At 68.6% G+C, this 25152-nt stretch carries 24 protein-coding genes; 4 read left to right on the top strand and 20 right to left on the bottom strand.

What is annotated here, in order from left to right:
• Positions 1-5: 5 nt before the first annotated feature.
• From IB258_RS00685 to IB258_RS00665, 5 genes are read right to left on the bottom strand one after another with little or no spacing between them, the layout of a single operon-like run.
• Positions 6-722 (bottom strand): ABC transporter ATP-binding protein, encoded by a 717-nt coding sequence (locus tag IB258_RS00685; RefSeq protein WP_192351988.1) that lies wholly within the window; start codon positions 720-722, stop codon positions 6-8.
• Positions 719-2548, bottom strand: a complete 1830-nt coding sequence (locus tag IB258_RS00680; protein WP_192351987.1) for an ATP-binding cassette domain-containing protein — start codon at positions 2546-2548, stop codon at positions 719-721. Before IB258_RS00680 ends, IB258_RS00685 begins: the two co-directional genes overlap by 4 nt.
• A complete protein-coding gene (locus tag IB258_RS00675; protein WP_192351986.1) occupies positions 2541-3374 on the bottom strand; it encodes a branched-chain amino acid ABC transporter permease in 834 nt (277 codons plus the stop codon). The genes IB258_RS00680 and IB258_RS00675 overlap by 8 nt, the downstream gene beginning before the upstream one ends.
• A gap of 53 nt (positions 3375-3427) precedes the next feature.
• Entirely contained in the window at positions 3428-4594 is a 1167-nt protein-coding gene (locus IB258_RS00670) for a substrate-binding protein (protein WP_054456629.1), read from the bottom strand.
• Positions 4595-4631: 37 nt separating this feature from the next.
• Positions 4632-5522: a nitrilase family protein gene (locus tag IB258_RS00665; protein WP_054456628.1), complete on the bottom strand. Its 891-nt coding sequence runs from the start codon at positions 5520-5522 to the stop codon at positions 4632-4634.
• 278 nt (positions 5523-5800) lie between these two features.
• On the opposite strand from IB258_RS00665, the gene IB258_RS00660 reads away from it, so the two are divergent.
• A complete protein-coding gene (locus IB258_RS00660; RefSeq protein WP_119449517.1) occupies positions 5801-6421 on the top strand; it encodes a chorismate lyase in 621 nt (206 codons plus the stop codon).
• Between the two features lie 10 nt (positions 6422-6431).
• Here IB258_RS00660 and IB258_RS00655 read toward each other — a convergent pair whose 3' ends face one another.
• From IB258_RS00655 to IB258_RS00590, 14 genes are all read right to left on the bottom strand, one after another.
• Entirely contained in the window at positions 6432-7295 is an 864-nt protein-coding gene (locus IB258_RS00655) for an oxaloacetate decarboxylase (protein ID WP_192351985.1), read from the bottom strand.
• 13 nt (positions 7296-7308) lie between these two features.
• A complete protein-coding gene (locus tag IB258_RS00650; RefSeq protein WP_192351984.1) occupies positions 7309-8706 on the bottom strand; it encodes an FAD-dependent oxidoreductase in 1398 nt (465 codons plus the stop codon).
• The gene (locus IB258_RS00645; protein WP_054456624.1) at positions 8703-9311 is read right to left on the bottom strand and encodes a cysteine hydrolase family protein; all 609 of its coding nucleotides are present in this window, start codon (positions 9309-9311) and stop codon (positions 8703-8705) included. The genes IB258_RS00650 and IB258_RS00645 overlap by 4 nt, the downstream gene beginning before the upstream one ends.
• Positions 9312-9322: 11 nt before the next feature.
• Complete coding sequence (locus IB258_RS00640) at positions 9323-11371, bottom strand: hydantoinase/oxoprolinase family protein (protein WP_192351983.1); 2049 nt, start codon at positions 11369-11371, stop codon at positions 9323-9325.
• Complete coding sequence (locus tag IB258_RS00635) at positions 11368-13038, bottom strand: hydantoinase B/oxoprolinase family protein (protein ID WP_054456622.1); 1671 nt, start codon at positions 13036-13038, stop codon at positions 11368-11370. Before IB258_RS00635 ends, IB258_RS00640 begins: the two co-directional genes overlap by 4 nt.
• Positions 13039-13048: 10 nt before the next feature.
• Positions 13049-13549, bottom strand: a complete 501-nt coding sequence (locus IB258_RS00630; protein ID WP_054456621.1) for a 3-isopropylmalate dehydratase — start codon at positions 13547-13549, stop codon at positions 13049-13051.
• The gene (locus IB258_RS00625; RefSeq protein ID WP_192351982.1) at positions 13546-14814 is read right to left on the bottom strand and encodes a 3-isopropylmalate dehydratase large subunit; all 1269 of its coding nucleotides are present in this window, start codon (positions 14812-14814) and stop codon (positions 13546-13548) included. Before IB258_RS00625 ends, IB258_RS00630 begins: the two co-directional genes overlap by 4 nt.
• Before the next feature lie 2 nt (positions 14815-14816).
• Positions 14817-15527 carry an ABC transporter ATP-binding protein gene (locus IB258_RS00620; protein ID WP_054456619.1) on the bottom strand — a complete coding sequence of 237 codons (711 nt, stop codon included), beginning with the start codon at positions 15525-15527 and terminating at the stop codon, positions 14817-14819.
• A complete protein-coding gene (locus tag IB258_RS00615) occupies positions 15524-16279 on the bottom strand; it encodes an ABC transporter ATP-binding protein (RefSeq protein ID WP_119449512.1) in 756 nt (251 codons plus the stop codon). The genes IB258_RS00620 and IB258_RS00615 overlap by 4 nt, the downstream gene beginning before the upstream one ends.
• On the bottom strand, positions 16272-17243 hold the full coding sequence (locus IB258_RS00610; protein ID WP_054456617.1) for a branched-chain amino acid ABC transporter permease: 972 nt from the start codon (positions 17241-17243) through the stop codon (positions 16272-16274). The genes IB258_RS00615 and IB258_RS00610 overlap by 8 nt, the downstream gene beginning before the upstream one ends.
• A gap of 2 nt (positions 17244-17245) precedes the next feature.
• Positions 17246-18118 (bottom strand): branched-chain amino acid ABC transporter permease, encoded by an 873-nt coding sequence (locus IB258_RS00605; RefSeq protein ID WP_013393327.1) that lies wholly within the window; start codon positions 18116-18118, stop codon positions 17246-17248.
• Between the two features lie 2 nt (positions 18119-18120).
• Positions 18121-19326, bottom strand: a complete 1206-nt coding sequence (locus tag IB258_RS00600; protein ID WP_192351981.1) for an ABC transporter substrate-binding protein — start codon at positions 19324-19326, stop codon at positions 18121-18123.
• Positions 19327-19343: 17 nt separating this feature from the next.
• Entirely contained in the window at positions 19344-20141 is a 798-nt protein-coding gene (locus IB258_RS00595) for a GntR family transcriptional regulator (RefSeq protein WP_054456615.1), read from the bottom strand.
• Positions 20142-20203: 62 nt separating this feature from the next.
• Complete coding sequence (locus IB258_RS00590) at positions 20204-21910, bottom strand: sensor domain-containing diguanylate cyclase (RefSeq protein WP_054456614.1); 1707 nt, start codon at positions 21908-21910, stop codon at positions 20204-20206.
• Between the two features lie 117 nt (positions 21911-22027).
• Here IB258_RS00590 and IB258_RS00585 point away from each other — a divergent pair, with 117 nt between their 5' ends.
• Both IB258_RS00585 and IB258_RS00580 read left to right on the top strand, forming a co-directional pair.
• Positions 22028-22657, top strand: coding sequence for a hypothetical protein (locus IB258_RS00585; RefSeq protein WP_175163263.1), 630 nt, complete (start codon positions 22028-22030; stop codon positions 22655-22657).
• On the top strand, positions 22650-23756 hold the full coding sequence (locus IB258_RS00580) for a hypothetical protein (RefSeq protein ID WP_192327383.1): 1107 nt from the start codon (positions 22650-22652) through the stop codon (positions 23754-23756). Before IB258_RS00585 ends, IB258_RS00580 begins: the two co-directional genes overlap by 8 nt.
• A gap of 13 nt (positions 23757-23769) precedes the next feature.
• Here IB258_RS00580 and IB258_RS00575 read toward each other — a convergent pair whose 3' ends face one another.
• On the bottom strand, positions 23770-24306 hold the full coding sequence (locus tag IB258_RS00575; RefSeq protein WP_119449507.1) for a YaeQ family protein: 537 nt from the start codon (positions 24304-24306) through the stop codon (positions 23770-23772).
• A 151-nt stretch (positions 24307-24457) separates the two neighbouring features.
• Here IB258_RS00575 and IB258_RS00570 point away from each other — a divergent pair, with 151 nt between their 5' ends.
• Positions 24458-25099, top strand: a complete 642-nt coding sequence (locus tag IB258_RS00570) for a LysE family translocator (protein WP_054456610.1) — start codon at positions 24458-24460, stop codon at positions 25097-25099.
• The last annotated feature ends 53 nt before the right edge of the window (positions 25100-25152 follow it).

Raw genomic sequence — 25152 nt, 5'->3', positions numbered from 1 at the left:
GGCCTTCATACTTTCAGATGAGCAATGATATTGCCCGCCGCCTCTGGCGCGCCAGCCTCGCCTTCATCGACGATGCTGCCCTGCTTGAGCACCAGGTAGCGATCGGCCACGTCCAGCGCGAACGCCACGTTCTGCTCCACGATGAACATCGTCGTGCCATGCCGCTCGCGTTCCCAGTTCAGCGCGCGGCCCAGGCGCTCGATCACCGAGGGCTGCAGCCCTTCCGTAATCTCGTCCAACAGCAGCAGCGCGGGCCGCTGCATCAGGCCGCGCGCCACCAGCAGCATTTTCTGCTCTCCGCCCGACAGGGTGCCGGCGTGCTGGCGCAGGCGGCTCGTGAACACCGGAAACAGCTCCGCGATCTCGGCGAAGCGTTCGTCGAAGAGTTGGTCGCGCGCCAGCCCCAGGCGCAGGTTGTCGCGGATGCTCAGGTCGGGAAACAGCGGCTGTTCCTGGGCGGCGTAGGCCACGCCGCAACGCGCCACTTCGTGCGGCCGCAGCCGGGTGGCGTCGACTCCGCCCACGCTGACCCGCCCGCGCTGCTTGGGCAGATAGCCCATGACGGTCTTGAGCAAGGTGCTCTTGCCCATGCCATTCTTGCCCAGCAGCGCGACGCAGGCGCCGCGCTCGACCGTGAGCGACACGTCATGCAGCACCATGGCCCTCTTGTAGCCGCTGGATACCGCTTCCATGCGCAACGCCGGCGCTGCGATGCTCGTCATTGCCCTGCTCCTTGCGCGGCCGGCGCGCTGCCGGCGTAAATGGTGCGCACCAGTTCGGATTCCACGACCTCGCGGAATCCTCCGTCCATGACGATTCGGCCCTGGTGCAGGACCACGATGCGCGTTGCGATCTCCTTGACGAAATCCAGGTCATGTTCCACCAGCAGGCAGCAGAGGCCATAACGGTGCGCCAGGGACGACAGCACGTGGCCGATCTGCAGGCGTTCGGCCTTGCTCAGCCCGGCCGTCGGCTCGTCCAGCAGCACGATGCCCGGTTCCAGCGCCAGCACCATCGCCAGTTCCAGCGCCTGCTGCTGTCCGTGCGACAGGTCGCGCGCCACACGGTCCAGGCACTGGTCCAGGCCGGTCACGCGCAACGTTTCAAGCGCATAGGGCGGCAGATCCAGCGTGGAAGATCGGCGCCACCAAGACGGCCGTTCGCGCAGCGTGGTCGCGATGCGCAGGCTTTCGGCCACCGTCAGCGTGTCGAACACGTTGGCGTTCTGGAACTTGCGGCCCAGTCCGTGGCGCACGCATTGTTCAGGACCATCGCGCCGCAGCACTTCGTGGCCATAGAGTTCCAGCCTGCCCTGGGAACGTTCGGCGCCGTCCGCGATACAGCGCATCAGCGTAGTCTTGCCGGCGCCGTTGGGGCCGATCAGCCCCAGCAGTTCGCCGCCGCGGGCTTGCAGGTCTATGCCTTCCAGCACCTTCAGGCTCCCGAAGTGCTTGGACACGCCCGCCAGGCTCAAGGCCTGGGCCGCGCCGCCGGCCTGCCGCGCAGGGACGACGCGCTCGCCCAGCGCGGGCATGGCCGCGCGCCCTGCCCTTGCGCGCCATGGCGCGGTCAGCAGGGGAAGCAGCCCGCGCGGCAGCAGCAGGATCACCAGCACAAAGGTCACGCCCAGCAGCAGTTGCCAGACGAACGGCATGTTGCCGCTGAGATAGGAGCCCGCGACGTTGATGAGGATGGCTCCCAGCACCGGCCCCCAGATGGTGCCGCGCCCACCCAGTGCGACCCAGATGATCAGTTCCGTGCCGAAGACGAAGCCCGTCAGCTCCGGCGCCACCACGCCGCTGAACGCGCCATAGCCGAAGCCCGCCAGGCCTGCCACCGCGCCGCAGGCCACCAGCAACGCGATGCGCCAATGGGCGGTGTTCAACCCGAGGTAGCTGCACCGCGCCTCGTTGTCGCGCAGCGCCACCAGGACGCGGCCGCCGTCGCTGCGCACCACCACCCAGGCCAGCAGCGCCACCGCCGACAGGCCGCCTGCCGCGATCACGTACCAGGCCTCCAGCGACAGGTCGAAGGTTTCGTAGCCCGTCAGGCCGGATGAAGAGCCGGTGTAGGTGCCGCCGGACAGCACCAGCTGCATCAGCACGATGGGCAGCACCAGCGAAATCACCGTGGCGAAGAATGGCGAGGCCCCACGGTAGAACGACAGCCAGCCCGTCACCAGCGCCAGCAGCGCCGCGGCACCCACCGCGGCCAAGGCAGCCATCGCGGCGATCGCGGGCGAGAATCCGTAGTGCGTGAAGGCCAGGCCCGCGGCGTACGCGCCCACCCCGAAAAAGGCGGACTGGCCGAAAGTCAGGTAGCCGGTGTAGCCCCACAGCACGTCCACGGTGATCGCCGCCACGGCGAAGAACAGCGCCTTGATCAACACGTTCAGCAAATAGGTGTCGAACAGCCAGGGACCCGCCGCGGTCAGGACCAGGCAAAGCCCGGCCAGGCCCAGCAGGCTGCGGCTGCGCGCGGTCTTTTGCGCCGAGGCGTCGTCAGCGGCGCCAGCCAGCGTTTGAGGGATCAATGCGCGGTCAGTCATGGGCGAATCCTTGAGGACGCAGACGCAGCGTCAGCGCGGCCAGGACGGCGATGGTGACGCCGCCCAGGATCGGGCTGACGTAGACGCTCACCAGCACCTGGCAGGCGCCATAGAGCAGGCAGGTCAGCAGCAGCGCGGTGATCGAATGGCCCGACACCATGACCAGCATGAAGGCGCTGACCAGCCACGGCAGCCCCATGTTCGGGTCGACGCTGGACAGGGGCGTGATCAGCGCGCCGGCCAGCGCGCCCAGCCCCGCGCCCAGGCCGAATGTGGTGAAGCGGATGCGCTCGGCGTTGATGCCCAGGCCGCGCGCCAGATCCTCGTTCATGATGACCGCCCGGGTCCGCACGCCAAAGCGCGTGCCGCTGAGCAGCAGGGTCATCGTGGCATACATCAGCAATGCCGCCGGCACCAGGAACAGGCGGTATGCCGAATACTCCGTCCCAAGAAAGGACACGGCGCCGTGGATGGGCGAATCGGCGAACTTCACTTCGCGCCCGAAGGCCATGGTGATGAGCTGGCCGATCACGATGCCCAGTCCCCAGGTGGCCAGGATGGCGTCCAGCGGCCGCTTGTACAGCGGCTGCACGATCAGCCGTTCCACGCCCATGCCCACCAGCACGCCGACCGCCAACGCGAACGGCAGCGCCAGCCAGGGATTCAGCCCCAGTTGCGTCACCACCAGGCTGGCGTAGCTGCCCAGCGTAAGAATCGCGCCGTGCGCGAAGTTGACGATCTTCATCACGCCGAAGATGATCATCAGCCCGGCCGTCACGATGAACAGCATGGCGGCCGTGCTCAGGATGTCCAGCAGCAAACCCATATCGCTCTCCGGCGCCGCCGGCAGGACCGGCGGCGCTTGTCATGGCATGGCCGTCACTTCAGGTCCGGACACTGCGCGCCCGGGTCGACCTTGTCGAAGGTTTGCAGGATCTTGATGGAACCGTCCTGCTGCACCTGCCCCAGGCGCATGGTCAGCGCCGCGTGGCGCTGGCGGTCCATGGTCACCGGGCCGCGCGGGCCATCGAACGTGACCGCGCTCAACGCCTGCACCACCTTGGGCGCATCGGTGCCGCCAGCCTTTTCGACGGCCGCCTTGTACAGGTAGAAGGCTTCATACTGCGGCGCGGAGAATTCGTTGGCGGTCTTGGCGTCGTTGCCGAACTTCGCCTTCAGGGCGTCCAGGAATTTGCGGTTCTGCGGCGTGTCGATGCTGGTCAGGTACGAGGCCGACATGTACATGCCCACTGCCGTGTCGCCCATGGTCTTGGCCGTGCCTTCGTCGATCGCCAGATTGCCGTAGGGCATGGCCAGGCCAGCAGCCTTGACCTGCTTGGCCAGGCTGACGTTGGGCCCGCCGCCCGCCGTCGAGCTGATCAGCGCATCCGGGTTGGCCGAGCGTATCTTGGAGACCACCGGCGTCCAGTCGGAACCGTCGATCGGAAGATACTCTTCTCCCACCACGCGTCCGCCCTGCTTTTCGATGTATTCCCGCGTGAACTTGAGCATGCCGCGGCCGAAGGCGTAGTCGCTGCCCACCAGGAAGAAGGTCTTGGCCTTGCGGTCCTGCATGAAGTGGTCCACCACCGGCGCGACCTGCTGTTCCGGCACCCAGCCGTTCACGTGCAGCCAGCGGTTGCACGACCGCCCTTCATAGAATGACGTGTAGATATAGGGCACCTTGCCGCGCGACACGATGGGCAGCGCGGCGTTGCGCGCCGCGCTGGTTTCCATGGCGATGATGGCATCGACCTTCTTCTGGAACACCAGGGTGTCGTAGGCCTTCTGCGCCCCGACCGCGCCCGAGGCATCGTCGGCGATCTCCAGCACGATCTGGCGGCCGAGGATGCCGCCGGCCGCATTGATCTCGTCGGCCGCCAGTTGCGAGGCCTGCACCACGCCCGGCGCGACCACGCTGTTGGCGCCGGACAGGCCGACGGGCACGCCGATGCGCAGCGGTTCGGCCGCGTGCGCGCTGGCGGCGCCAGCCAGCAGTGCGACAAACGACAGTCGGATCCGGCAGCTATTCAATAGGCTCTTCATGGGTTTTCTCCTTGGGGGTACGGCCGTGGACCGTCGTTCAGCGTTGCCGCGGGCCTGCGGCGGCGCCCAACTGCTCGTCATAGATGTCGCGGCGCCTGTCGCGCAGCACATGGTTGAAATCGTTCAACTGGCGCGCACGGCGCGACGCCTTCAGGTCTATGGGCGCCAGCAGCACCTCCTCCTGGTCGATGCTGGCGGGTCCCGCCGCCGTCCAGCCCTGGGACCCCACGATCAGGCTGCGGCCCACGAAGGGCTGGCCGCGCTCGGTGCCGACGCGGTCCGCGCACACCACTGTCAAGCCGTTGCTGTGGGCGCCGCTCATGGTCAGCGCATGGGCCATGACCGGTCCGTCGCGGGTCTGCCCCGGCATCGGCACCCAATTGGTCGGCACCGCCACGATGTCCGCGCCGCGCACCGCCAGCAGCCGGTAGACTTCGGGAAACCAGCCGTCGTAGCAGATGGCCACGCCGATGCGGCCCAGCTCGGTATCGAACACCGGCAATCCCAGGTCGCCCGCCTCGAAATACAGGTTCTCGTCGCCCCACAGATGCAGCTTGCGATAGGTCCCCAGATAGCCATCCGGACCCGCGACCAGTGCGGAGTTGTAGAGACGCCCTCCGGCGCGCTCCGCGATGCCCGCCACCAGATAGATGCCCAGGCGCTGCGCCAACGCGATCCACGCCTGCGAGCTCGGGCCTTCCGGCACTGGTTCAGCCAGGGCGTAGGCCTCCTCGCGGCTCTCGAACATATATCCCGTGTTGGCCAGTTCAGGCAGCACCACCAGCCGCGCGCCCTGGGCCGCGGCCTGCTCCACCAGTTCGATGGAACGCGCGATGTTGGCGGCGGTTTCGCCGATCGCGGGCTCCATCTGCACGCTGGCCACCCAGGTCACGGCGGCGGGAGAACGTTGCGGTTCCGACGCTTGCATGCGAGCTCCATATTCAGAAATTGAAAACGAAAAAGCCCCCGACCACGCATTGCGTGCAAGTCGGGGGCTTCTATAGCCAAGACTGTATGTTCAGGCAGCAATCATTGCTGCGGGGTACTGCAAGCCATTCAGGTCAATGTTGACCGTGTGCGAATGATAGGGAGACGCGGGTTCCTGGGACAATAAGTGCTTTCCCGGACGATATTCCGGCGGGAGTCCGGCACTGCGTCATTGCGACGCATTGGGTCGTCCCGCCCGGCTTGGCATAATACGCAGCCATGAGCAAACCCGCAGCACACCACCCTCCCCTTGCCGCAGGCTGGCTGGCCAGCGCGCCTCCCATCCTGCCTCCTGCCCCGCGCCACTGGCTGTTCCGCCCCGGCGCGCTGACCGCCGGTTTGCGCCAGGTTGGCCAGGTGCGCCTGCGCGTGCTGGCCGAATACGCGGACGGCGCGCCGCCGGACGAAGCCCGGGCGATGGGCCTCGCACCCGGCACGCCGGTGTGGATTCGCGAGGTGCTGATGTCGGTCAATGGCGTGGACAGCGTGCCCGCGCGCAGCCTGACGCCGCTGCGCGCCTCTCACGGCGCCTGGCAAGGCATGCGCCGCCTCCTGACCCGGCCATTGGCGGACATGCTTTACCACGACAGCACGGTCGAGCGTTCGCCGTTTGCCTGCCGCCGGCTGGCCTCGCCGGTGCCGTTCCATGCCACCGCGCTGGGCGTATTGCCGGCCGGCCAGCGCGACCGCGATGGCGGACGCATCTGGGCGCGCCGCTCGGTGTTCTGGCGCCAGGGCCAGCCGCTGCTGGTGGCCGAGTGCTTCCTGCCGGCGTTCTGGGAGCTGGTCGCCGATCAGCCGGTGCCGCCGCTGGTGCCGCATCAGCGCACGCCGCGCTGACACCCCGGCCTCAGCCTTCGTAGCGGCGCCCGCGCTCCAGCAGTTCGGGCGTGCCGATCACAGCGTTCAAGCCGTCGAAATCCAGCATGCACTCACGCCAGGGCGCGGTCGTGCCATGCTGGCGCAGGCTGGCGTAGTATCCCTGCAGCGTGTGCGCCACCGCGCGCGCCGTGCCGCCCGGGAAGATGACGATGCGGAATCCCAGCGCGGTCAGCGCATCGGCGCTTTGCACCGGGGTCTTGCCGCCTTCCACCATGTTGGCCAGCAGCGGCGCGCGGTGCGCAAAGCGGCTGCACGCCGCCTGCATCTGCTCCGGCGTACGCAACGCCTCGATGAACAGCGCGTCCGCGCCCGCTTCCAGATACGATTCCGCGCGGTCCATAGCCGCTTCCAGTCCCTCCACTGCCAGCGCGTCGGTACGCGCCAGGATCAGGGTGGACGCATGCGCGCGGGCATCCACCGCGGCCCGCAGCTTGCCGCGCATCTCGGCGGCCGGGATCACGGCCTTGCCGTCCAGATGGCCGCAGCGCTTGGGAAAGGTCTGGTCTTCCAGCTGGATCATGGCGGCGCCGGCGCGCTCCAGGCCGCGCACGGTGCGCTGCGTGTTGAGGGCATTGCCGAAGCCGGTGTCGGCGTCGACGATAACGGGCGTGGCCACCCGCTCGGTGATGCGGGCCAGCGTGTCCTCGACCTCGCTGTACGTGGTAAGGCCGATATCCGAGCGGCCCAGCCGCGTGTATGCGATGGACGCGCCCGACAGGTATAGCGCGCCGAAGCCCGCCTGTTCGGCGATCAGCGCGGACAAGGCATCGTAGACGCCGGGAGCCAACACGGCGCCGCCGGCCAGCTGTGCTTGCAGATTCTGTATTTGCATGGTCTGGAAAATCCTAGGAAAGCTCGCGGCCCAGCAGGGATGCGGCGGTCGCCGCGGCGATATGGCCGCCCGCCACTGCGCTGAGCAGGCCATTGCCGGACAGGTAGCCGGACACGTCGTTGCCCGACACGCCGCGCGCCGCGCCGCCTGCGGCCAGCAGATTGGGCAAGGCATGGCCCATCTGGTCCAGCACGCGGCAATCCGCGTCGATGTCCAGGCCACCTTGCGTATGGAACAGCGCGCCTGTCACCTTGACGGCGTGATACGGCGCCTGCAGCGTCCGCTCGAAGCGCCGGCCGTACGGATCGGCGGCGTCGCGGGCCACGCCTGCGAGCGTCGCGCGCAGCGTCGCTTCGTCGCAGCCGATCACCCCCGCCAACGCCGCAACGTCGGCGCAGGTCTTCAGCGCCTGCCCCGTCTCTGCCTGGACGAAGTCCGGAAAGCCGCGCGCCAGCGCCAGCGTGCGGTCGTCGAATACGTTCCAGGCCACGCCGCCCGGTTGCTCCAGCACATGCACCGCGGCCTCGGAATAGCCGTGCGTCTCGTCATGAAAGCGCCGCCCCGCGCCATTGATCTGCACGCCGCCGTCCATCATCACCGCCCAGGAGATCAGTGCGCCCTGCGGCGTGGCCCAGGAGCCATGCCCCTGGTAGCCGCCCAGGTCGGCCAGGCGCGCGCCCAGCTGCACTCCCCATTCGATCGCGCTGCCGTCGTTGCCGACGTGGCCGCCGTAGACGGCCTCGCGCATGGCCGGCAGATGTTTGCCCACCATCGCCGCGTTGCCGCCAAAGCCGTTGCAGGCCAGGATCAGCACGTCGCAACCGATCACGTCGATGGAGCCGTCCGGCCGCTCGCAGCCCACCGCCGTGATGCGGCCGGCTTCGTCCGTCCAGATCTGCCGCGCCAGGGCGCGGGTCAGCAGATAGGCTCCGGCTGCGGTGGCGGCGCGCTCCAGCGCGGCCACCAGGGCCGCGCCCGTGCGCTCGGGCAAGGTGTGCATGCGGCGGGCGCTGTGGCCGGGGTACAGGAAGCCGTCCAGCACCTGGAAATCCAGGCCGTGGCGCGCAAGGTTGTCGATCGCGGCGGCTGCCGCGCCCGTGTAGGCATCGACCAGCTGCGGCGCGGCCGTGCCGCCGGTCTTGGCCTGGATATCCGCGGCAAAGCGCTGCGCGTCGTCCTCGATGCCGGCGGCCCGCTGCGCCGCCGATCCCGCTGCCGGGATGAAGCCGGACGACAAGGCGGTGGAGCCGCTGGGCGCGGCGTCGCGCTCGATCAGCACGGTCTCGATGCCGGCATCGGCCAGGCGCAGCGCGGCGGTCAGGCCGCAAGCGCCCGCGCCGATGATGGCCACCGGCACGTGCATCGCGTCCGCGCCAGGCGCTGCACCCCGCAGGACTTGCGGCGCGCTCACGAGGCCAGCCTGTCCAGGAATTCCTGGCAGGACAGCACATCGGCCACGGTGCGCAAATCCGCCAGCGCGGCATCATGCATGGCCGGCGTGGGCGCGGCGCAGCCATCGGCCAGCACCGCCACGTGATAATCCCGCATGTGGGCGTCGCGCGCGGTGCTGGCCACGCCGCCATTGGTGACGATGCCGGCGATCACCACGTTGGAGATGCCCGCGCGCCGCAGCACCCAGTCCAGCTGGGTATTGAAGAAGGCGGAATACGCCACCTTCCAGACCGACACGTCCACCAGTCCGTCCAGTTCGGCGACGTTGGCCTGCCCCTTGGAGCCGGCGACGAAATCGCCCTTGCGCAGGAACGGGCGCAACTGCCGCAGATGCGGCGAGATCATGGGTTCGCCGTGCGCGTCCGGCCATAGCGTGAACTGGCTGGCCGCCACGAAGCCTCCTCGCTCCTTGAGCTTGCGGGCCACGGGCGCGACCCGGGCAGGCAAGGCCCGCGCCTGCGGACTGACGGCGCCGCCGCGGTCGTAGGCGCCGCCGGGCGCGAGGAAATCGTTCTGCAGATCGATGACGACCAGCGCTGTGCTGCGGGGATCGAAGGCTGACATGGGCTCTGCTCCTAGGAAGCCTGGCGGGCGATCAGCAGATTGCCCAGGGAATCGACCTGGCCGGCAAAGCCGGGCTCGATCCAGATCGTGGTGTCGGGCTGCTCCAGGATGGCGGGTCCCGCCACCTCTGCGCCCACCGGCAGGTCCAGCCGCGCATAGCGCACGGCGTCATGCCATTGCCCGCCATGGAAGACGGGCTGCGTGCCCAGCGCGTCCGGCATCGCGGTGCTGGTCGGCGCCAGCAGCGCCAGATCGAACTTGGGGCGCTGGCCGATGCGCGCATAGCGCAGGTTCAGGATGCGCACCGCGATGCCGTCCAGGCTGCGGCCGAAAGCAGCGCGGTAAGCGCGCTCGAAGGCGGCGCCGATGCCGGCGCGGTTCAGTTCATCACGGCCGACTTCCACTCGCACCGTATGGCTCTGACCCACGTACAGCATGTCCAGTTCGATGCTCTCGCGTATGCCCTGAAAGCCCACGCCGGCGGAATCGAGCCGCTCCTGGCAGGCCAGGGCCAGGCCATCGATGCGGGCCAGCAGGTCGTCGGCGTCCAGGGCGGCGAGCGCCACGTTCAGCGTCTGCACGCCGTCATGCCGCATGTCGGCCATGACGCAGCCCAGGGCCGAGGTCACGCCGGGGTAGCGCGGCACGATGCCGCGTGCCGCGTCCACTTCGTTCATCATGGCGCAGACGTGCAGCGCGCCGCCGCCGCCAAACGGCATGTAGGCGAACTTGCGCGGGTCGTGGCCGCGCTCGATGGACACCACGCGGATCGCGCCCGCCATCTTGGCATTGGCCACGGTCAGGATGGCCTCGGCCGCGGCATGCACGTCCAGGCCGAGCGGCTTGGCCACGTGTTCCTCGATGGCGGCGCGCGCCAGCGCCACGTCCATGGTGGCAAGCAGGCCCCCGCCCAGCGGGCGCTCGGCCGCGATGCGGCCCAGCAGCACGTTGGCGTCGGTCACGGTGGGACGGGTGTTGCCCCGGCCATAGCAGGCCGGCCCTGGCACGCTGCCGGCGGATTCGGGACCCACCTGCAGCAGGCCGCCCGCGTCCACGCTGGCAATCGAGCCGCCGCCCGCGCCTATGGTTTCGATCTGGATCATGGGCGCGCGCACCACCATGCCGAAGTCGATGGCGGTCTGCGCCGACAGCGAGGCCTCGCCGTCCGCCACCAGCGACACGTCGAAGGAAGTGCCGCCCATGTCGCCGCTGACCACGTTGGGAAAGCCCGCGGCGCGCGCGATCGCAGCGCAGGCGATGACACCCGCGGCCGGGCCCGACAGCGCGGTGCGCACCGGCACGTCGCAAGCGGTCTGGCGCGACATCACGCCGCCGTTGCTCTGCACCACCAGCAGTTCGCCGCCGAAGCCGTTGTCCTTCAGATCCGCTTCCAGCCGGGTCAGATAGCCGCCGACCACCGGCTGCAGCGAGGCGTTGAGCACGGCCGTGGAACAGCGCTCGAATTCGCGGATCTCGGGCAGCACCTCGGTCGCGGCGGTGACGTTGCCGTTGGGCCAGAGCCCGCGCACGCAGGCCGCGGCCTGCGCCTCATTGGCCGGATTGGCATAGGCATTGACGAAGAAGAGGCAGACCGCCTCGCAGCCCTGCTCCAGCAGTTGGCGGGCCGCGGCCTCGACCTGGGCCAGGTTTACCGGCGTGTCGATGGTGCCGTCGGCCAGCACGCGCTCCTCGACTTCCAGGCGCAGGTCGCGCGGAACCACCGGCTCATAGTTGCCGCGCAGGCCCCAGGTCTGGGGCCGGTCGCGACGGCGCATTTCCAGCACGTCGCGAAAACCTGCCGTGGTGATGATGCCGGTACGCGCCACCTTGCGCTCCAGCAGCGCGTTGGTGCCTACCGTGGTGCCGTGCACGATGGTGGCGATGGCGTCCGCGCCATCGGCGACGCGGGCAATGCCGTTCATGAAGCCGCGCGCTTCCTCGCCGCGGGTGGAAGGCACCTTCACCACGCGGGCGCTGCCGCCCGCCTCGTCCAGCACGAATATATCGGTGAACGTGCCGCCCACGTCCACGCCTACGACCAAGCCTTGTGCTGCGCTCATGCCGACTGCTCCTTCAGATTTCCACTTACATAGCCCATCTTGCGGTCATGCTCGCGCGCCGCCTGCGTACGCGCGGCAGGCTCGCCATAGCCGCCTCCCCCGGGCGTTTCCAGCCGAACCCGGTCGCCGCGCTGGAGCTGGATGCCCAGCATCTTCGAACGCATGGGCGGGGTCTGCCAGCCGCCGTCCTGCTGATAGCGGAAAACGTTCAGCGCCGCTTCCCTGCCGCCTGCGATGCCCTTGGGCGCGCTCTTGCCGCGCTCGCCGAAGATGAAGGCTTCGGCGCTGTCTTCCAGCAGTTCGATTTCATAGATGGCGCCCAGCCCGCCGCGGTGCTGGCCGTCGCCCGCCGAATCGGGCCGCAGCGCCCATTGCGTGAAACGCACGGGATAGGCCGCCTCCAGGATCTCCAGCGGCGGAATGGTGGCCGTAGAGATGGGCGCATTGCCGTGGCTGAGCCCGTCGCCGTCCGAATGGCCGCCGTGGCCGCCGCCGAAGAAGCTGAACATCACCCAGCGCTGGCCGCGCCGGGCGGGGTCGCTGCGGTAGCCGGCGATCGACAAGGCATTGATGGTGCCGTAGGCCTGCGCCAGCGCGCGCGCCGGCTCGGCCTGGGCCATGGCGCAGAAGATCACGTCGATCATGCGCAGGATGGTTTCGGTATAGCCGCCGACCGGACGCGGGCGGTCCGCCGAGATCACCAGGCCGTCCGGCAGCACCACGTCCACCGCGTCCAGCACGCCGGCATTGGCCGGCACGTCCGGGAACAGGTGCTTCAGGGCCACGTAGCAGGCCGCGATCGCCGTGGCGCGGGAGATGTTCACCGGCCCGGCGCAGGCCGGCGAGGTACCGGTGAAATCCAGCGTCAGACGCTCGCCCTGGACTATGAGATTGAGCGCGATGCGCAACGGCTGGTCGCGCACGCCGTCGTTGTCCAGCATGTCTTCGAAGGCGTACTCGCCGTCGGGCAGGCGCGAGATATGGTCGCGCATCAGGCGGCGCGCCCGTTCGCGCAGCGTGTCCAGCGATTCCAGCACGGTGGCGTCGCCGTATTCGTCGAGCAGGCCATCCAGCCGGCCCGCGCCCAGTTCCAGCGCCGCCAACTGACCGTTCAGGTCGCCCCACAGGCTGTCCGGCAGGCGCGTATTGGCCTTCAGGATGGCCAGCACGTCCAGGTCGAGCACGCCCGCGCGCACGATGCGCACCGGCGGAATCTGCACGGCTTCCTGCCAGCATTCAGTGGCGGCGGGGTTGTAGTTGCCCGGCACCGCGCCGCCGACGTCATGCCAGTGGGCCGCCGAGGCCAGGAAGCAGAACAGCTTGCCGCCGCGGAACACCGGACGCACCAGCTTGAAGTCGTTGGCGTGGGTGCCGCCTTCGTAGGGATCGTTGAACAGCCAGACGTCGCCGTCGACCATGCCACCGCGCTCGGCGGCCGCCTTGGCCGCGGCCTTGACGGCGAATGCCATCGCGCCCACGAATACCGGCAGGCCGGACTTGCCCTGCACCAGCGTGGCGCCGGTGGCGGCGTCGTACATGCCGTGGCAGGCGTCGTGGGCCTCGGCGATGATGGGGTTGAACGCGCTGCGGTACAGCGTGGCGTCCATCTCGTCGGCGATCTGTTCCAGGCGGCCTTTCAGGACCGCGAGTGTGACGGGGTCAAGCATGATGTGGTTCCTAATGAGTCTTGCGCTGTTTCAGCAAATTCAGCAGTCCGCCGGCCTGCACCATTTCCAGCAGGAAGGCGGGCACGGTGTCGCAATGCAGTTCCGCAGGTTCTCCCGCGGCGCGGCGGATGCGGCCGGCGGCGGGATCCAGGGCGATGCGCTCGCCCTCTTGCAGGGTTTCGGCCTGTGGGCAGGTCAACAGCAGCAGGCCCACGTTGAAGGCGTTGCGGAAATACAGGCCGTTGAAGGACGGCGCGACCACCGCGGCGATGCCCAGGCGCACCAGCGCCGCGGCAGCCTGTTCGCGCGAGGAGCCGATGCCGAAGTTGGGACCGGCCACCAGCACGTCGCCCGGCCGCGCGCCGGCGGCGAACTCGGGCCGAACGCGCTGCAGGCAGTGGCGCGCGATCTCGTCGATGCCGAATTTCATATACGCGCCCGGCGCCAGCGCGTCGGTGTCGATATCTGCGCCCACGCGCCAGACGCGGTGCGTCACGGACTGCTCGGTCATGCCATGAACTCCCGCGGATCGGCGATGCGGCCGGCTATCGCCGATGCCGCCACCGTATAGGGTGAAGCCAGATAGACCTGGGCCGTCTCCGAGCCCATCCGCCCCTTGAAATTGCGCGCCGTGGTGGCGATGACGCTGGAGCCGTCGGGGATGGACCCGCCGTAGCCCGCGCAGGCTCCGCAGGATGTGGCCAGCACGTCCGCGCCGGCATCGCGCAGCGCCTGCATCACCCCTTCCGCCTCGGCCTGGCGCTGGTCCTGCCGGCTGGCCGGCGCCACCATCAGGCGCATGCCGGCGGCCAGCCGGTGGCCGCGCAACACGCTGGCCGCGGCGCGCAGGTCCTCCAGCTTGGCGCCGGTGCAGGCGCCGATATAGGCCACTTGCAGCGGCACGTCGCCATACTGGTCCACGTCGCGCGCATTGGCCGGGCTGTGCGGCGCGGCGACCTGCGGCGCCAGCGCCGCGGCATCGAAATCGTGCCATTCGGCCTGCGCCCCTTCGTCGCTGCGCCAGCGCGCCAGATCGATCTCGTCCGTGACGCCCGCCTCGCGCAGGTAGGCAACGGTGGTGGCATCCGGCGCAATCAGGCCGACCTGCGAGCCCAGCTCCGCGCTCATGTTGGACAGGGTCATGCGTTCCTGCATCGACAAGGCGCGCACCGCTTCGCCGCAGAATTCCACCGCCTGGTAGCGGCCGCCGTTCATGCCGTAGCGGCCTATCATGTGCAGCATCATGTCCTTGGCGGTCACGCCCGGCGCCAGCCGGCCGCTCCAGCGCATCATCAGGGTCTGCGGCACCTTCACCCAGATCTGCCCGGTGACGGCCACGCCCAGCATCTCGGTGCTGCCAATGCCGAACATGTAGGCGCCGAATGCCCCGCCGGTAGGCGAATGCGAGTCCCCGCCCACGCAGAACATGCCGGGGCGGATATGCCCATGCTGCGGCACCACCACGTGGCAGATGCCGAGCGAGTCATAGACGTTGGGCAAGCGCTGTTCGACCGCCCAATCGCGCGCGATGCGCACGATGCGGCGCGACTCGTCATCGGATTCGGGCACGTAGTGGTCTATGACCAGCACGATCCTGGATGGATCCCACAGCGTGGCGCCCAGTTCCTGCAACATGGGCTGCAGGCGGCGCGGACCGCTGGAATCATGGAACATGGCCAGGTCGACCGCACAGGTGACGATTTCGCCCTCGGCAACGGAAGCACGGCCACAGGCCGCCGCGATCAGCTTCTGCGCCAGCGTTTGAGGCTCGGCCATGGCTACATCCCGAGATAGGCCCGGCGCACGTCGTCGCTGGCCATCAGTTCCGGACAGGCGCCGCTATAGCGCACCGCCCCGTTTTCCAGCACGTAGGCGCGCTGTCCCGTCTCCAGGGACTGCCCCACGTTCTGCTCCACCAGCAGGATCGCCAGTCCCTCGCCATGGAGGCGCGCGATCAGGCCGAACAGCTCTTCGACCATCAGCGGCGACAGGCCCAGCGATGGCTCGTCCAGGATCAGAAGGCGCGGCTCGGCCATCAGGCCGCGGCCGATGGCCAGCATCTGCTGTTCACCGCCGGACATGGTGCCAGCCAGTTGCGCCAGGCGTTCGCGCAGGCGCGGGAAGATGTGCAGCACCTTCTCCAGGTTGGCGGCGCGGCGCTCGCGCGCCCGGGTGAACGACCCGAGTTCAAGGTTTTCGCGCACGCTCAGGTTGGGGAACACGCGCCGGCCTTCCGGCACCTGGATCAGCCCGGCCTTGACCACGTCGCGGTAATGGCGGCCGGTCAGGTCCTGGCCCTCGAAGCGGACCGTGCCGCCCCAGGGCCGGCACAGACCGCAGACCGTGTTGTTCAGCGTGGACTTGCCCGCGCCGTTGCTGCCCAGCAGCACCACGATCTCGCCCTGGTCGACCCGCAGGTCGACGCCGCGCAGTATTTCCATGCGGCCGTAACCGGCGCGCAATCCCTGGACTTCCAGCAGCGCGCTCATGCCGGCGCTCCCTGCGCGGCCAGCCTGGCCGCCGCGCCCTGGCCCAGATAGGCCTCGACCACCGCCGGATCGCGCGTGACCTCGCCCGGCGTGCCCGAGGCGATAAGGCGGCCCTGCGCCAGCACCCATACATGTTCGGCCAGGCTCATCACCGCGCGCATCACGTGTTCGATCATCAGCACGGTCACGCCGTCTTCGGCCAGCTTCTTCACCACCGGTATCATCTCGTCGATCTCGCTGGGGTTGAGCCCCGCCAACACTTCGTCCAGCAGCAGCAGGCGCGGCCGCGTGGCCAGCGCGCGCGCCAGCTCCAGGCGCTTGCGGCCGGCCACCGTCAGATCCGCCGCCGGCCGGTCCAGCAAGGCCCCCAGATTGACCCGCGCCGCAACCTCTTCGGCCGCTTGCAGCGCCTCGCGGCGATTGCCCAGGCGCAAATGCGCGCCCACGGCGATGTTCTGGCGCACCGTCTGCGCGCCGAAGGGCTGCACGATCTGGAAGGTGCGGGTCAGCCCGAGCCGCGCCGATTCGTGCGGCGGACGGCCGGTGATGTCGGCGCCGGCGAAATGCACCGAGCCGGAACCGGGTTTGAGGAAGCCTGACAGCAGGCCGAACAGCGTGGTCTTGCCCGCGCCGTTGGGACCGACCAGGGCCGTCAGCGAACCCTGGCGCACGTCCAGGCTCACATCCTGGACCGCCTTCAGGCCGCCGAAAGTGATGGAAAGATTGCGCGCTTGCAGCAGGATCTCAGACACGGGCGCGCTCCTTGGCACTGAACAGCCGGCCCAAAGCCTGGCCGCTGCCGGTGATGCCGCGGGGCAGGAACATCACGATCACGATGAGCACCACGCCGTAGATGACCATGCTGATGCCAGGCAGTTCGCCAAACAGGTTGCGCGTCAGGTCGCTCAGCGCATGCAGCGTGACCGCTCCCAGCACCGGCCCCCACAAGGTGCCCAGGCCGCCGACGATGGCGCCGACCAGCGCCTCCACCGACACGGCCGAGCCGAAGGCGATGCCCGGATCGATGTACTGGAACACCTGTACGTAGAAGGCGCCCGCGGCGCTCATGAAGGCCGCAGACAGCGCGATGCCGCCGAGCTTGACCCGCAGCGGATTCACGCCGATGGCGCGCGCCGCGTCCTCGTTGTCGCGCACGGCTTGCAGGTAGGCGCCGAAGCGCGAATGGCGCAGCCATGCCGTGACTACCAGCGCCAGCAGCACGAAGCCCAGCAGCAGGTAGATGTAGCCGCGGCGCGAACCGAACTGCATGTTCGCCACGCCCTCCTGCAACGGCACCATCAGGCCCACGCCGCCCCCGGTGAACGACACCGACAACGCCAGGATGCGGAACACTTCCGCAAACGCCAGCGTCACCAGCGCGAAGTAAGAGCCCTTCAGGCCATAGCGGAACGTCAGCCCGCCCACCGCCAGCCCGACCAGTGCGCCCAGCGCGATGGCCATCGGCAGCGCCAGCCAGGGATTGATGCCCAGGTTCAGCTGCCCCAGCGCCTGGGCATAGGCGCCCACGCCGAAGAACAGCGCATGGCCGAACGACAGCTGGCCGCCATAGCCGCCCAGGATGTTCCAGGCCTGCGACAACAGGGCCGCGTACAGCGACATCATGACGAACGTCAGCGCCACGCCCGATTCGGTCAGCGCGGCGGCGGCCGCCAGCGCCGCGCCGAACAGCGCGATAGTCAAAAGATCCTTGCCCATGCTCAGCCCCTCGCCCCGAACAGCCCCTGCGGGCGAAACAGCAGCACCGCGATGAAGATCGCGAATATGCCCATCTGGCCCAGCGAGTCGCCCAGGAACAGGCCCCCGATGGACTCCACCACCCCGATCAGCAGGCCGCCGACCAGCGCGCCCACGAAGCTGCCCATGCCGCCCAGCACCACGATGGTGAAGGCCACCAGCACGAAGCCGCCGCCGACCTGCGGATTGACGTAGTAGGCTGGCAGCAGGAAGCAGGCCGCCGCGCCCAGGCAGGCCATGCCGATGCCGAACGACAATGCATAGACCTTTTCCACGTCTATGCCCATGAGCTTGGCGCCCTGCTTTTCCTTGGCCACCGCGCGGATCGCCCGGCCCAGGTCGGTGCTGCGGATGATCCAGAACAGCACCGCCGCCACCGCCAGCGCGCCACAGAAGGCGATGACCTTGGGCAAGGCGATCATGGCCGGCCCGATCTCCACGGTGGACAGCGTGTAGGCCGTGTCGATGGTGCGCGTATCCGACTTGAACCACACCAGCGCCAGGTTCTCCAGCACGATGGCCAGGCCCAGCGTCACCAGCAGGATGTTCTCGTCCTTGCCGTGGCTGGCGCGGTTGATCACGTAACGCTGCAAGGCGTAGCCCAGCGCGAACATGCCCGCCACCACCAGCGGCAAGGCGGCGTACGGGTCGATGCCCAGGCGGTCCTTCAGCAGATACACCGCGTACAGCGCCACCATCAGCGCCGCGCCATGGGCGAAGTTGATGATGTGCAGCACGCCGTAGATCAAGGTCAGGCCCAGGGCGATCAGCGCGTACACCGCGCCCGTGGTCAGGCCGTTGAGCACCGACGAAAAGAGGATGGCGGGGTCGAGCACGCTCAGGCCTTCAGCGGAAAGATGGCGTCGGCCTGGCGGTAGTCGGCCGGGATGACGACCTTGATGTCGCCGCCGATGACCTGCGTCAGCAGGGGCTGCGCGCCGGTGTTCTGGCCGTTCAAGAACTTGGTCGGGCCGTAGGGCATGATGTGGTCCGAGAAGGTGCTGGAAGCCAGCGCGTCGATGATGGCGGCGCGGTCGGCCGACTTGGCGCGTTCCAGCGCGTCGGCCAGCAGCAGCACCGAGGTGTAGGTCATGAAGACCTCGTAGCTGAAGTAGGCGCCCTTCTCTTCGACGCGCGCCTTCAACGGGGCCACGCGCGCATCCTTGGGGTTGAACCAGTGGTTGCAGTCGAGGATGCCATTGGCGATGTCGGGGAATTCCTTCAGGAACTTGTAGCTGGAGGCCGCGCCGCCCAGCACCGAGTAGATCGCCTTGGGCTGCACCTTCTGCTGCTTCATGGCGCGCAGCAGCAAGGCATATTCGTTGTAGTAGTTGGCCGGGATCACGATGTCCGGATTGAGGGACTTCATGCGCAGCACGATGTTGTTGAAGTCGCGGGTGGGGTTCGGGTGCTTGACCACGTCCTTGACCTCGAAGCCATGCTGCGGCAGCGCCTTGGACAGCAGCGCCGCGGTGCCGGTGCCGAACAGCGAATCCTCGTGCACGATCATCACGGTCTTGGCGGGCTTGCCTGCCGCGTCGTTGAGCGCGGCCAGGTCGGTGATGGCGCGTTCGCTACAGGCGCGATAGCCCGGGCCGAAACGGAAAGTGTTCTTCAGGCCGCGCTCGACGATCTGGTCGGCCACGCCCACGTCCACCACGTGCGGAAGGTTGTACTTGGCGGCGGTCTGCGTGGTGGCCAGGCAGATCGCCGACGCATAGGCCCCGACAATGGCCGACACGCCCGCCTCGTTCATTTTCTCGACCTCGGCCGACCCCGCCTCGGGGCGCGACTGCGCGTCGCCCAGCATGGCTTCCAGCGGCGCGCCGCCCAGCGACTTGATGCCGCCGGCCTTGTTGATGTCCTCGATCGCCAGCAGCGCGCCCAGGCGGCATTGCTGGCCCGAATAGGCCAGCGCCCCCGTCACCGGATGCAGGATGCCGACCTTGACGGGTTTGGCGCCCTGGGCGCGTACCACCCATGGCGCCGACACCAGGGCAGCTGCGGCGGCGGATTGATAGAGGAAAGTGCGGCGCGAGTTCATGGGCGATCTCCGAGAGTTCAATGGAATTGGGCGGACAGCTCTTCGCTGACCCATACCTTGGCGTCGATGCTGCCGACGCGTGACAGCTGCAACTGGTACTGATAGCGATCGGGGCGATACAGGCCTTGCAGCAGCTGCACGGGCCGCTCGTTCACGTCGCGCACGATGCGCGTCACGGCCAGCAGCGCGGAGCCCACGGCCACGTCCAGATGGCGCGCCACCTGCGCATCGGCCAGCCGCGCCGAAATGGTCTGGGTAGCGCCGCCGAACTCCACGCCGGCCGCTTCCAGCAACATCAGCAGGGGCTCGCGCTCCAGGTCTTCGCGCGTGAAATCGGCCACGGCCTGCGGCACGTAGGTCGTGATGTGGGACAGCGGCCCGGCTTCGGTGCTGCGCACCCGCAGGCTCTTGTGCACGGGCGCGCCGGGCGCGAGGTCCAACGCTTCGGCCACCACGGGCGGCGCCGACACCAGGGCGCTGTCCAGCACCTGCACCGAGGTGCGCAGGCCCATGTTGACGATGTTTTCCAGCAGGCCGGTCAGATGGGCCTTCTGCGGCGGATTGGCCTTGGGCGCGCTGGCCGGAGTCGCCGGCGCGCGCAGCGGCCAGGTGCCCAGGCCGGGCCGGCGCGACACCAGCCCGTCGGCCACCAGCATCTCCATGGCCTTGCGGATGGTGATGCGGGCCACGTCGAACTGGTCGGCCAGCGCGTGCTCGCCTGGCACGCCGTCCTGATCGAAGCGCCCTTCCTGCACCTGTTCGCGCAGGACGAGGTAGATCTGGTGGTACTTCGGCAGAGGTAATGAGGTTCCCATGACGGGAACTCTAGGAGTGTCCTAATGTACCGTCAATGGAACAAATGGCTTTGAGGGTTGTTCTATCGGGAAAACACTGAGGGCGCGGATTCGATCCGGTTACGCCCGCGCTGCTTGGCGTAATACAGGGCGCGGTCGCTGCGGCTGAGCGCCAGTTCGGCGTCCGCGTCCATGGTGTGCATGGTCGAGATGCCGATGCTGACCGTCAGCGGAATATGACGGTCGTCGCCCAGCGAAAACGGCGCCGCCGCGATGCGCTGCTGCACCCGCGTGGCGAAGGCGTGCGCGCGCTCGATGTCGGTATCCGGCAGCACCACGGCGAATTCCTCGCCGCCGATGCGCCCCACCAGGTCGACCGCCCGCAGCTGGGCCCGCAGCGTGTTGGCGAAGTGCTGCAGCACGCCGTCGCCAATGGCGTGGCCCCAGGTGTCGTTGATGCGCTTGAAATGGTCCAGGTCACACATCAGCACGGCGGCGCAATCGCTGCCCTGGCGCTTGATCCGGGCCAGTTCCGCGGCGATGCGCGACATGAAGTGGCGGCGGTTCGGCAGCGTGGTCAGGGCGTCGGTGGCGGCGAGTTCACGCAGTTCGAAATCAGCGCGCTTGCGGTCGGTGATGTCGGTCACGAAGCCGTGCCAGACCACGGTGCCGTCGGCCGCCTTGCGCGGACTGGCGTCGCCCTGGCGCCAGCGCAGGCCCTGCTGCGGCAGGCACACCCGGAACTCCAGGTGCCAGGGCGTCTGCGCCGCGGCTGCGGCCTGCAGCGAGGCGTGGTAGGTCGCCAGGTCCTCGGGATGGACGCGCTGCTCGATCGCCGCGGGGCTGGTGCGCACCTCGTAAGGCGTGAGTTCGAACATGTCCCAGATGCCCGCGCTGACGTACAGGAAGCGCGACCCGCCTCCGGGCCGCTGGCCGCACTGGAATACCATGCCCGGCACGGCGTCGGTCAGGTTGACCAGCAGGTCCGCCGTGCGCCGCAGGCGCTCCGACATCGCGCGCATGGCGCTGATGTCAGTGGTGGTGCCCATCATGCGCAAGGCCCGCCCCTGCGCGTCGCGGCTGACGACCTTGCCGCGGCTGCAGATCCACTTGTAGCTGCCGTCCTTGCAGAGGATGCGGTGCTCGACCTCGTAGCTCTCGGTCTTGCCCTCGAAATGCGCCTGCATGGCGGCGCGCACATAGTCGGCATCGTCTGGGTGCAGGCGCTTGTAGGAGTCTTCGATGCGGTTGGTGACTTCGGATTCGGCGTAGCCCAGCAGGGCCTTCCAGCCCGGCGAATAGGTGATTTCGCCGGTTACGACGTTGCGATCCCAGATCCCCGTGCCACTGCCTGCGATGGCCATGGAGAGGTTGCGCGCCTCGGTGCGCCAGCCGTCTTCCGCCGCCCGCTCCGCCGCCAGGGCCTCGCGCTTCTCGACGGCCGCGACGGCCAGCTCGGCGAAATCGTGCAAGGCATCCAGGTCTTCGTCGCCGAAATCCCGCGGCTGGGCATGCAGCAGCCGGAATGTGCCCAGCCGGCGGCCATCGCTGGCGCGCAGCGGGCAATCCACGGAGAAAGGGAGCGTACCGGCCGCGGTTGCGGGCAAGGCGCCCGCCTGGGCCTGCCAGACGCCATCGGCGTCGCTGCAGGCGACCAGCGCCATGTCCACGCCGAACTGCCGCCTGGCCAAGCGGACGAGCCGGTCCAGGGGGCCGTCGAGCCCGGCTTGCACATTTTCCGCGCCGCCGGCCGGCGCGCTTGCAGGAGGAACGTCACCTGTTGCTGGCATGTCTGGACCTGACTCAACACGAGATTCATAAACATGGCCATGCCGGTGGCCATGTCTGACATTTTGTCACGCTCTGCACCAAAATAGCATCATTTTGAACGATATGATCACCGGCCTATGGAACACCCTACCCGCGTGCTGCAACGCGCCTGGCTACTGCTGCTGGCCTTGCTGATCACCCTTCACGGCGGCCTGGCCCACGCCCAGGCGTTCGATCGCCAGGCGGAGAACGCCCGTTACCGGCAATGGCTGGAAGACTTCCGCGCCGACCTCCAGCGTCTGCGGCAATCGCCCGATCCGGCCAAGGCCGACATCGACAGCCTGTTCGCGAAGACCATCGTGCCGGGTTCCCGCGGCACCCAGCTGGTCAGGACGCTGGCGCAGGCGCCGGGCGACTCCACCAGCGGCGAGATCCACTACGCAGGCTTGCAACGTGTCTTCCTGGCCGCCCTGGCCGACGCCGTGGTGGCGGGCGACGGCGGAGACTACCCGGAAACGCAGGCCAAGTATCAGAAACAAGTATTGCGCGTGCGTTACATGCACGTGGATGGCGGCGGCCGTCTGGAATCCTTTTTCAACGACCCCGAGCACTTCAAACCCTACCGCCTGCCCGCGCCCGGCACCCTGGAGCGCGACGCCTACCCCTTCCTGCTGTTCGAGGAACATGACGGCAAGCTGCGGCTGGGCGGCGTGTCCAAGGAATTCTGGGAGCTGGTGAGGTTCATGGATACGCTGCAATATGCCTAGGCGACTGGTCCTGCTGCTGGCGGCCATCGCGCACGCCGGCCCGGCCCTCGCGGCCTGCGGCCCGGCCGCCGTCGATTTCACCGCGCCCGTGCCACTGAAGGCGGTGCCCGTCTCGGTCGGCCTGGGCGGCGACCGTGTCCTGCTGGGCCGACAGGGCGAACGCATTGCCGCCCGCAACCAACCGGTATGGGTCGACGAAACCGGCGATCCGCTGCCCCGGACCTGGATGGACAAGGTCGACTGGTCCGCTTACCGGCTGGACAACGTGTCTCGGGCGCCCGCCAGGCTGTATTTCGACGGCGATGGCCGGCTGTGCCGCGCGGAATCCTATGAACTTCCCCGGCGCGGCGACGGCCCACCCTTTCTGTCGGGCGGTTACACCCTGGAGTACGACGGCGCCGGCGCCCTGACGCGGGTGGTCGAGTACGAACAGACCGCGGTCCGCCGGCCCGCCACCTACGAGGCAAGCGGCCAGGCCTGCCTGAAACGCGATGCCCGGGGCGCGCTGACCGCCTTCACCAATGAGGCTTGCGAAGACAAGCAACAGCCGGCCGCCGGCCGGTTCTACGCGCGCGACGCCGCGGGCCGCCTGCTGCGCGCCATCGATATCGCCGCGCAAGGCGGCGCGTTCCAGGTCCAGACCTATGATGCCCAGGGCAAGCCGGACCAACGTTATGTGCGCCGCCATTCCCCCGGGGATGGCGCCAGATCCTACGCCCATGTCGCGCACGCCTCCCCTGACTCCCGCCCTTATCCGGTGCACCGGGAAGAGTTGAACCAGCTGTCCACCGAGGTGCCGGGCAATGACTGGCGCATCGTCAGCATCGCCGACGACGTGCCGCTGGACGACACGGACATGCAGTCCTGGAATCCGGACACGCAGACCATCCTGGCCCAGGGCGTGACCGATGCGCAAGGCCGCGCGCTGCTTGCGGCGGACGCGCAGGCGCGCGTCTGGCAGGCCATGCGCGACAAGCCTGGCAGGATCTTCTGGTATTCGGACTTGATGAGCCGGGTGCTGCTGCTGCCTGCGATGGACGAGGCCCGCTGGCGCGCCTGCGCCGATCCCGCGAACCAGGCCGCCGACGCCTGCGACTGAGGCGGCCGGGAGCCTAGCGCCAGGCTTCCGGTTCGACGCTGACCTCGCCCTTGTCGGCCGAAAAATACACCACGCCGTCCGAAATGTTGGCATTCAGGCGCATGGTGCGCTCGGCCAGCTGGGCCAGCGCACGGGTCTGTTCCGAGGGCAGGTTCACGATCTTGAGGTTGCGCGTGCGTTCCAGCTTGTTCTTCACGCCGTCCCACCAGATCTTGCTGGCGGAACCACCGTAGCAATAGACGATGACTTCGTCGGCGCGGCCACAGGCGCGCAGGATGCGGCGTTCTTCGGGCTGACCGACTTCGATCCAGAGCTTGACCGCGCCGGTCAGGTCCTTGACCCACAGGTCGGGTTCGTCGGTGTCGCTCAGGCCTTTGGTGAAGGCCAGCTCTTCCTGCGCGTGCAGGGCGTAGGCTACCAGCCGCACCATCATGCGCTCGTCGGTTTCCGAGGGATGGCGGGCGACCGTCAGCGCGTGGCTGCCGTAGTAGTGGCGGTCGGTGTCGGCGACGTTGAGCTCGGCCTTGTAGATGGTGGCGCGCAGGGCCATGGCGTAAATCCGGTGAATGTAGCGAATTGCTGAAGGCCGCCATGATAACGCCTGCGGCGCTGCGGCACGTCCACAGACGGCTGCAGGCGCCGGCCCGGCGGCGCTACACTGAGCGGCTCCGCTTCGCCGCGCCCGCCACCGGATCCCGCCCATGACCGCCACCGCAGCCCTGCTCGCCTTTACCCTGGCCGCCGCCATCCTGACCGTCACGCCCGGCATGGATACCGCCCTGGTGCTGCGCACCGCCGCCGTCGAGGGGGGCCGCCGCGCGCTCATGGCTGGCCTGGGTATCGCCGCCGGATGCCTGGCCTGGGGCGTGGTGGCGGCATTCGGCCTGGGATCGCTGCTGCTGGTATCGACCCTGGCCTACGACACGCTGCGCATCTGCGCGGCGCTGTATCTGTTTTATCTGGGCGTGAAACTGCTGTGGGGCGCCCGGCCAGGCAAGCAGGCCGCACCCGATTCCGCGCCGCCCGCCCCCGCCGCGGCAGCCAGCGCTGGCGGCTGGTTCATGCGCGGCTGCCTGACCAATGCCCTCAATCCCAAGATCGGGATCTTCTACATCACCTTCCTGCCGCAGTTCATTCCCGCGGGCGCGGACGTGCTGCGCTTCAGCCTGCTGCTGGCAGGCATCCACGCGATGCTGGGGATACTGTGGTTTGGCGTGCTGGTGGCAGCGACGCGCCCGCTGGCGCGCTGGCTGTCGCGGCCGGCCGTGATGCGCGGCCTGGACCGCATGACGGGCGCGGTCTTCATCGCCTTCGGGCTGAAGCTGGCGCTGGAAAAGCGCTAGTTTCGGCCCCCCGCGCGCAGCGGGGGGATGCAAGCGGCCACCGGCTGCCAGCG

The organism is Achromobacter sp. ACM02, assembly GCF_014851605.1.
Lineage (GTDB): Bacteria > Pseudomonadota > Gammaproteobacteria > Burkholderiales > Burkholderiaceae_B > Achromobacter > Achromobacter aegrifaciens.
Note: the sequence above shows the minus strand (reverse complement) of the source record. Positions and strands in the feature narration are given on the sequence as shown.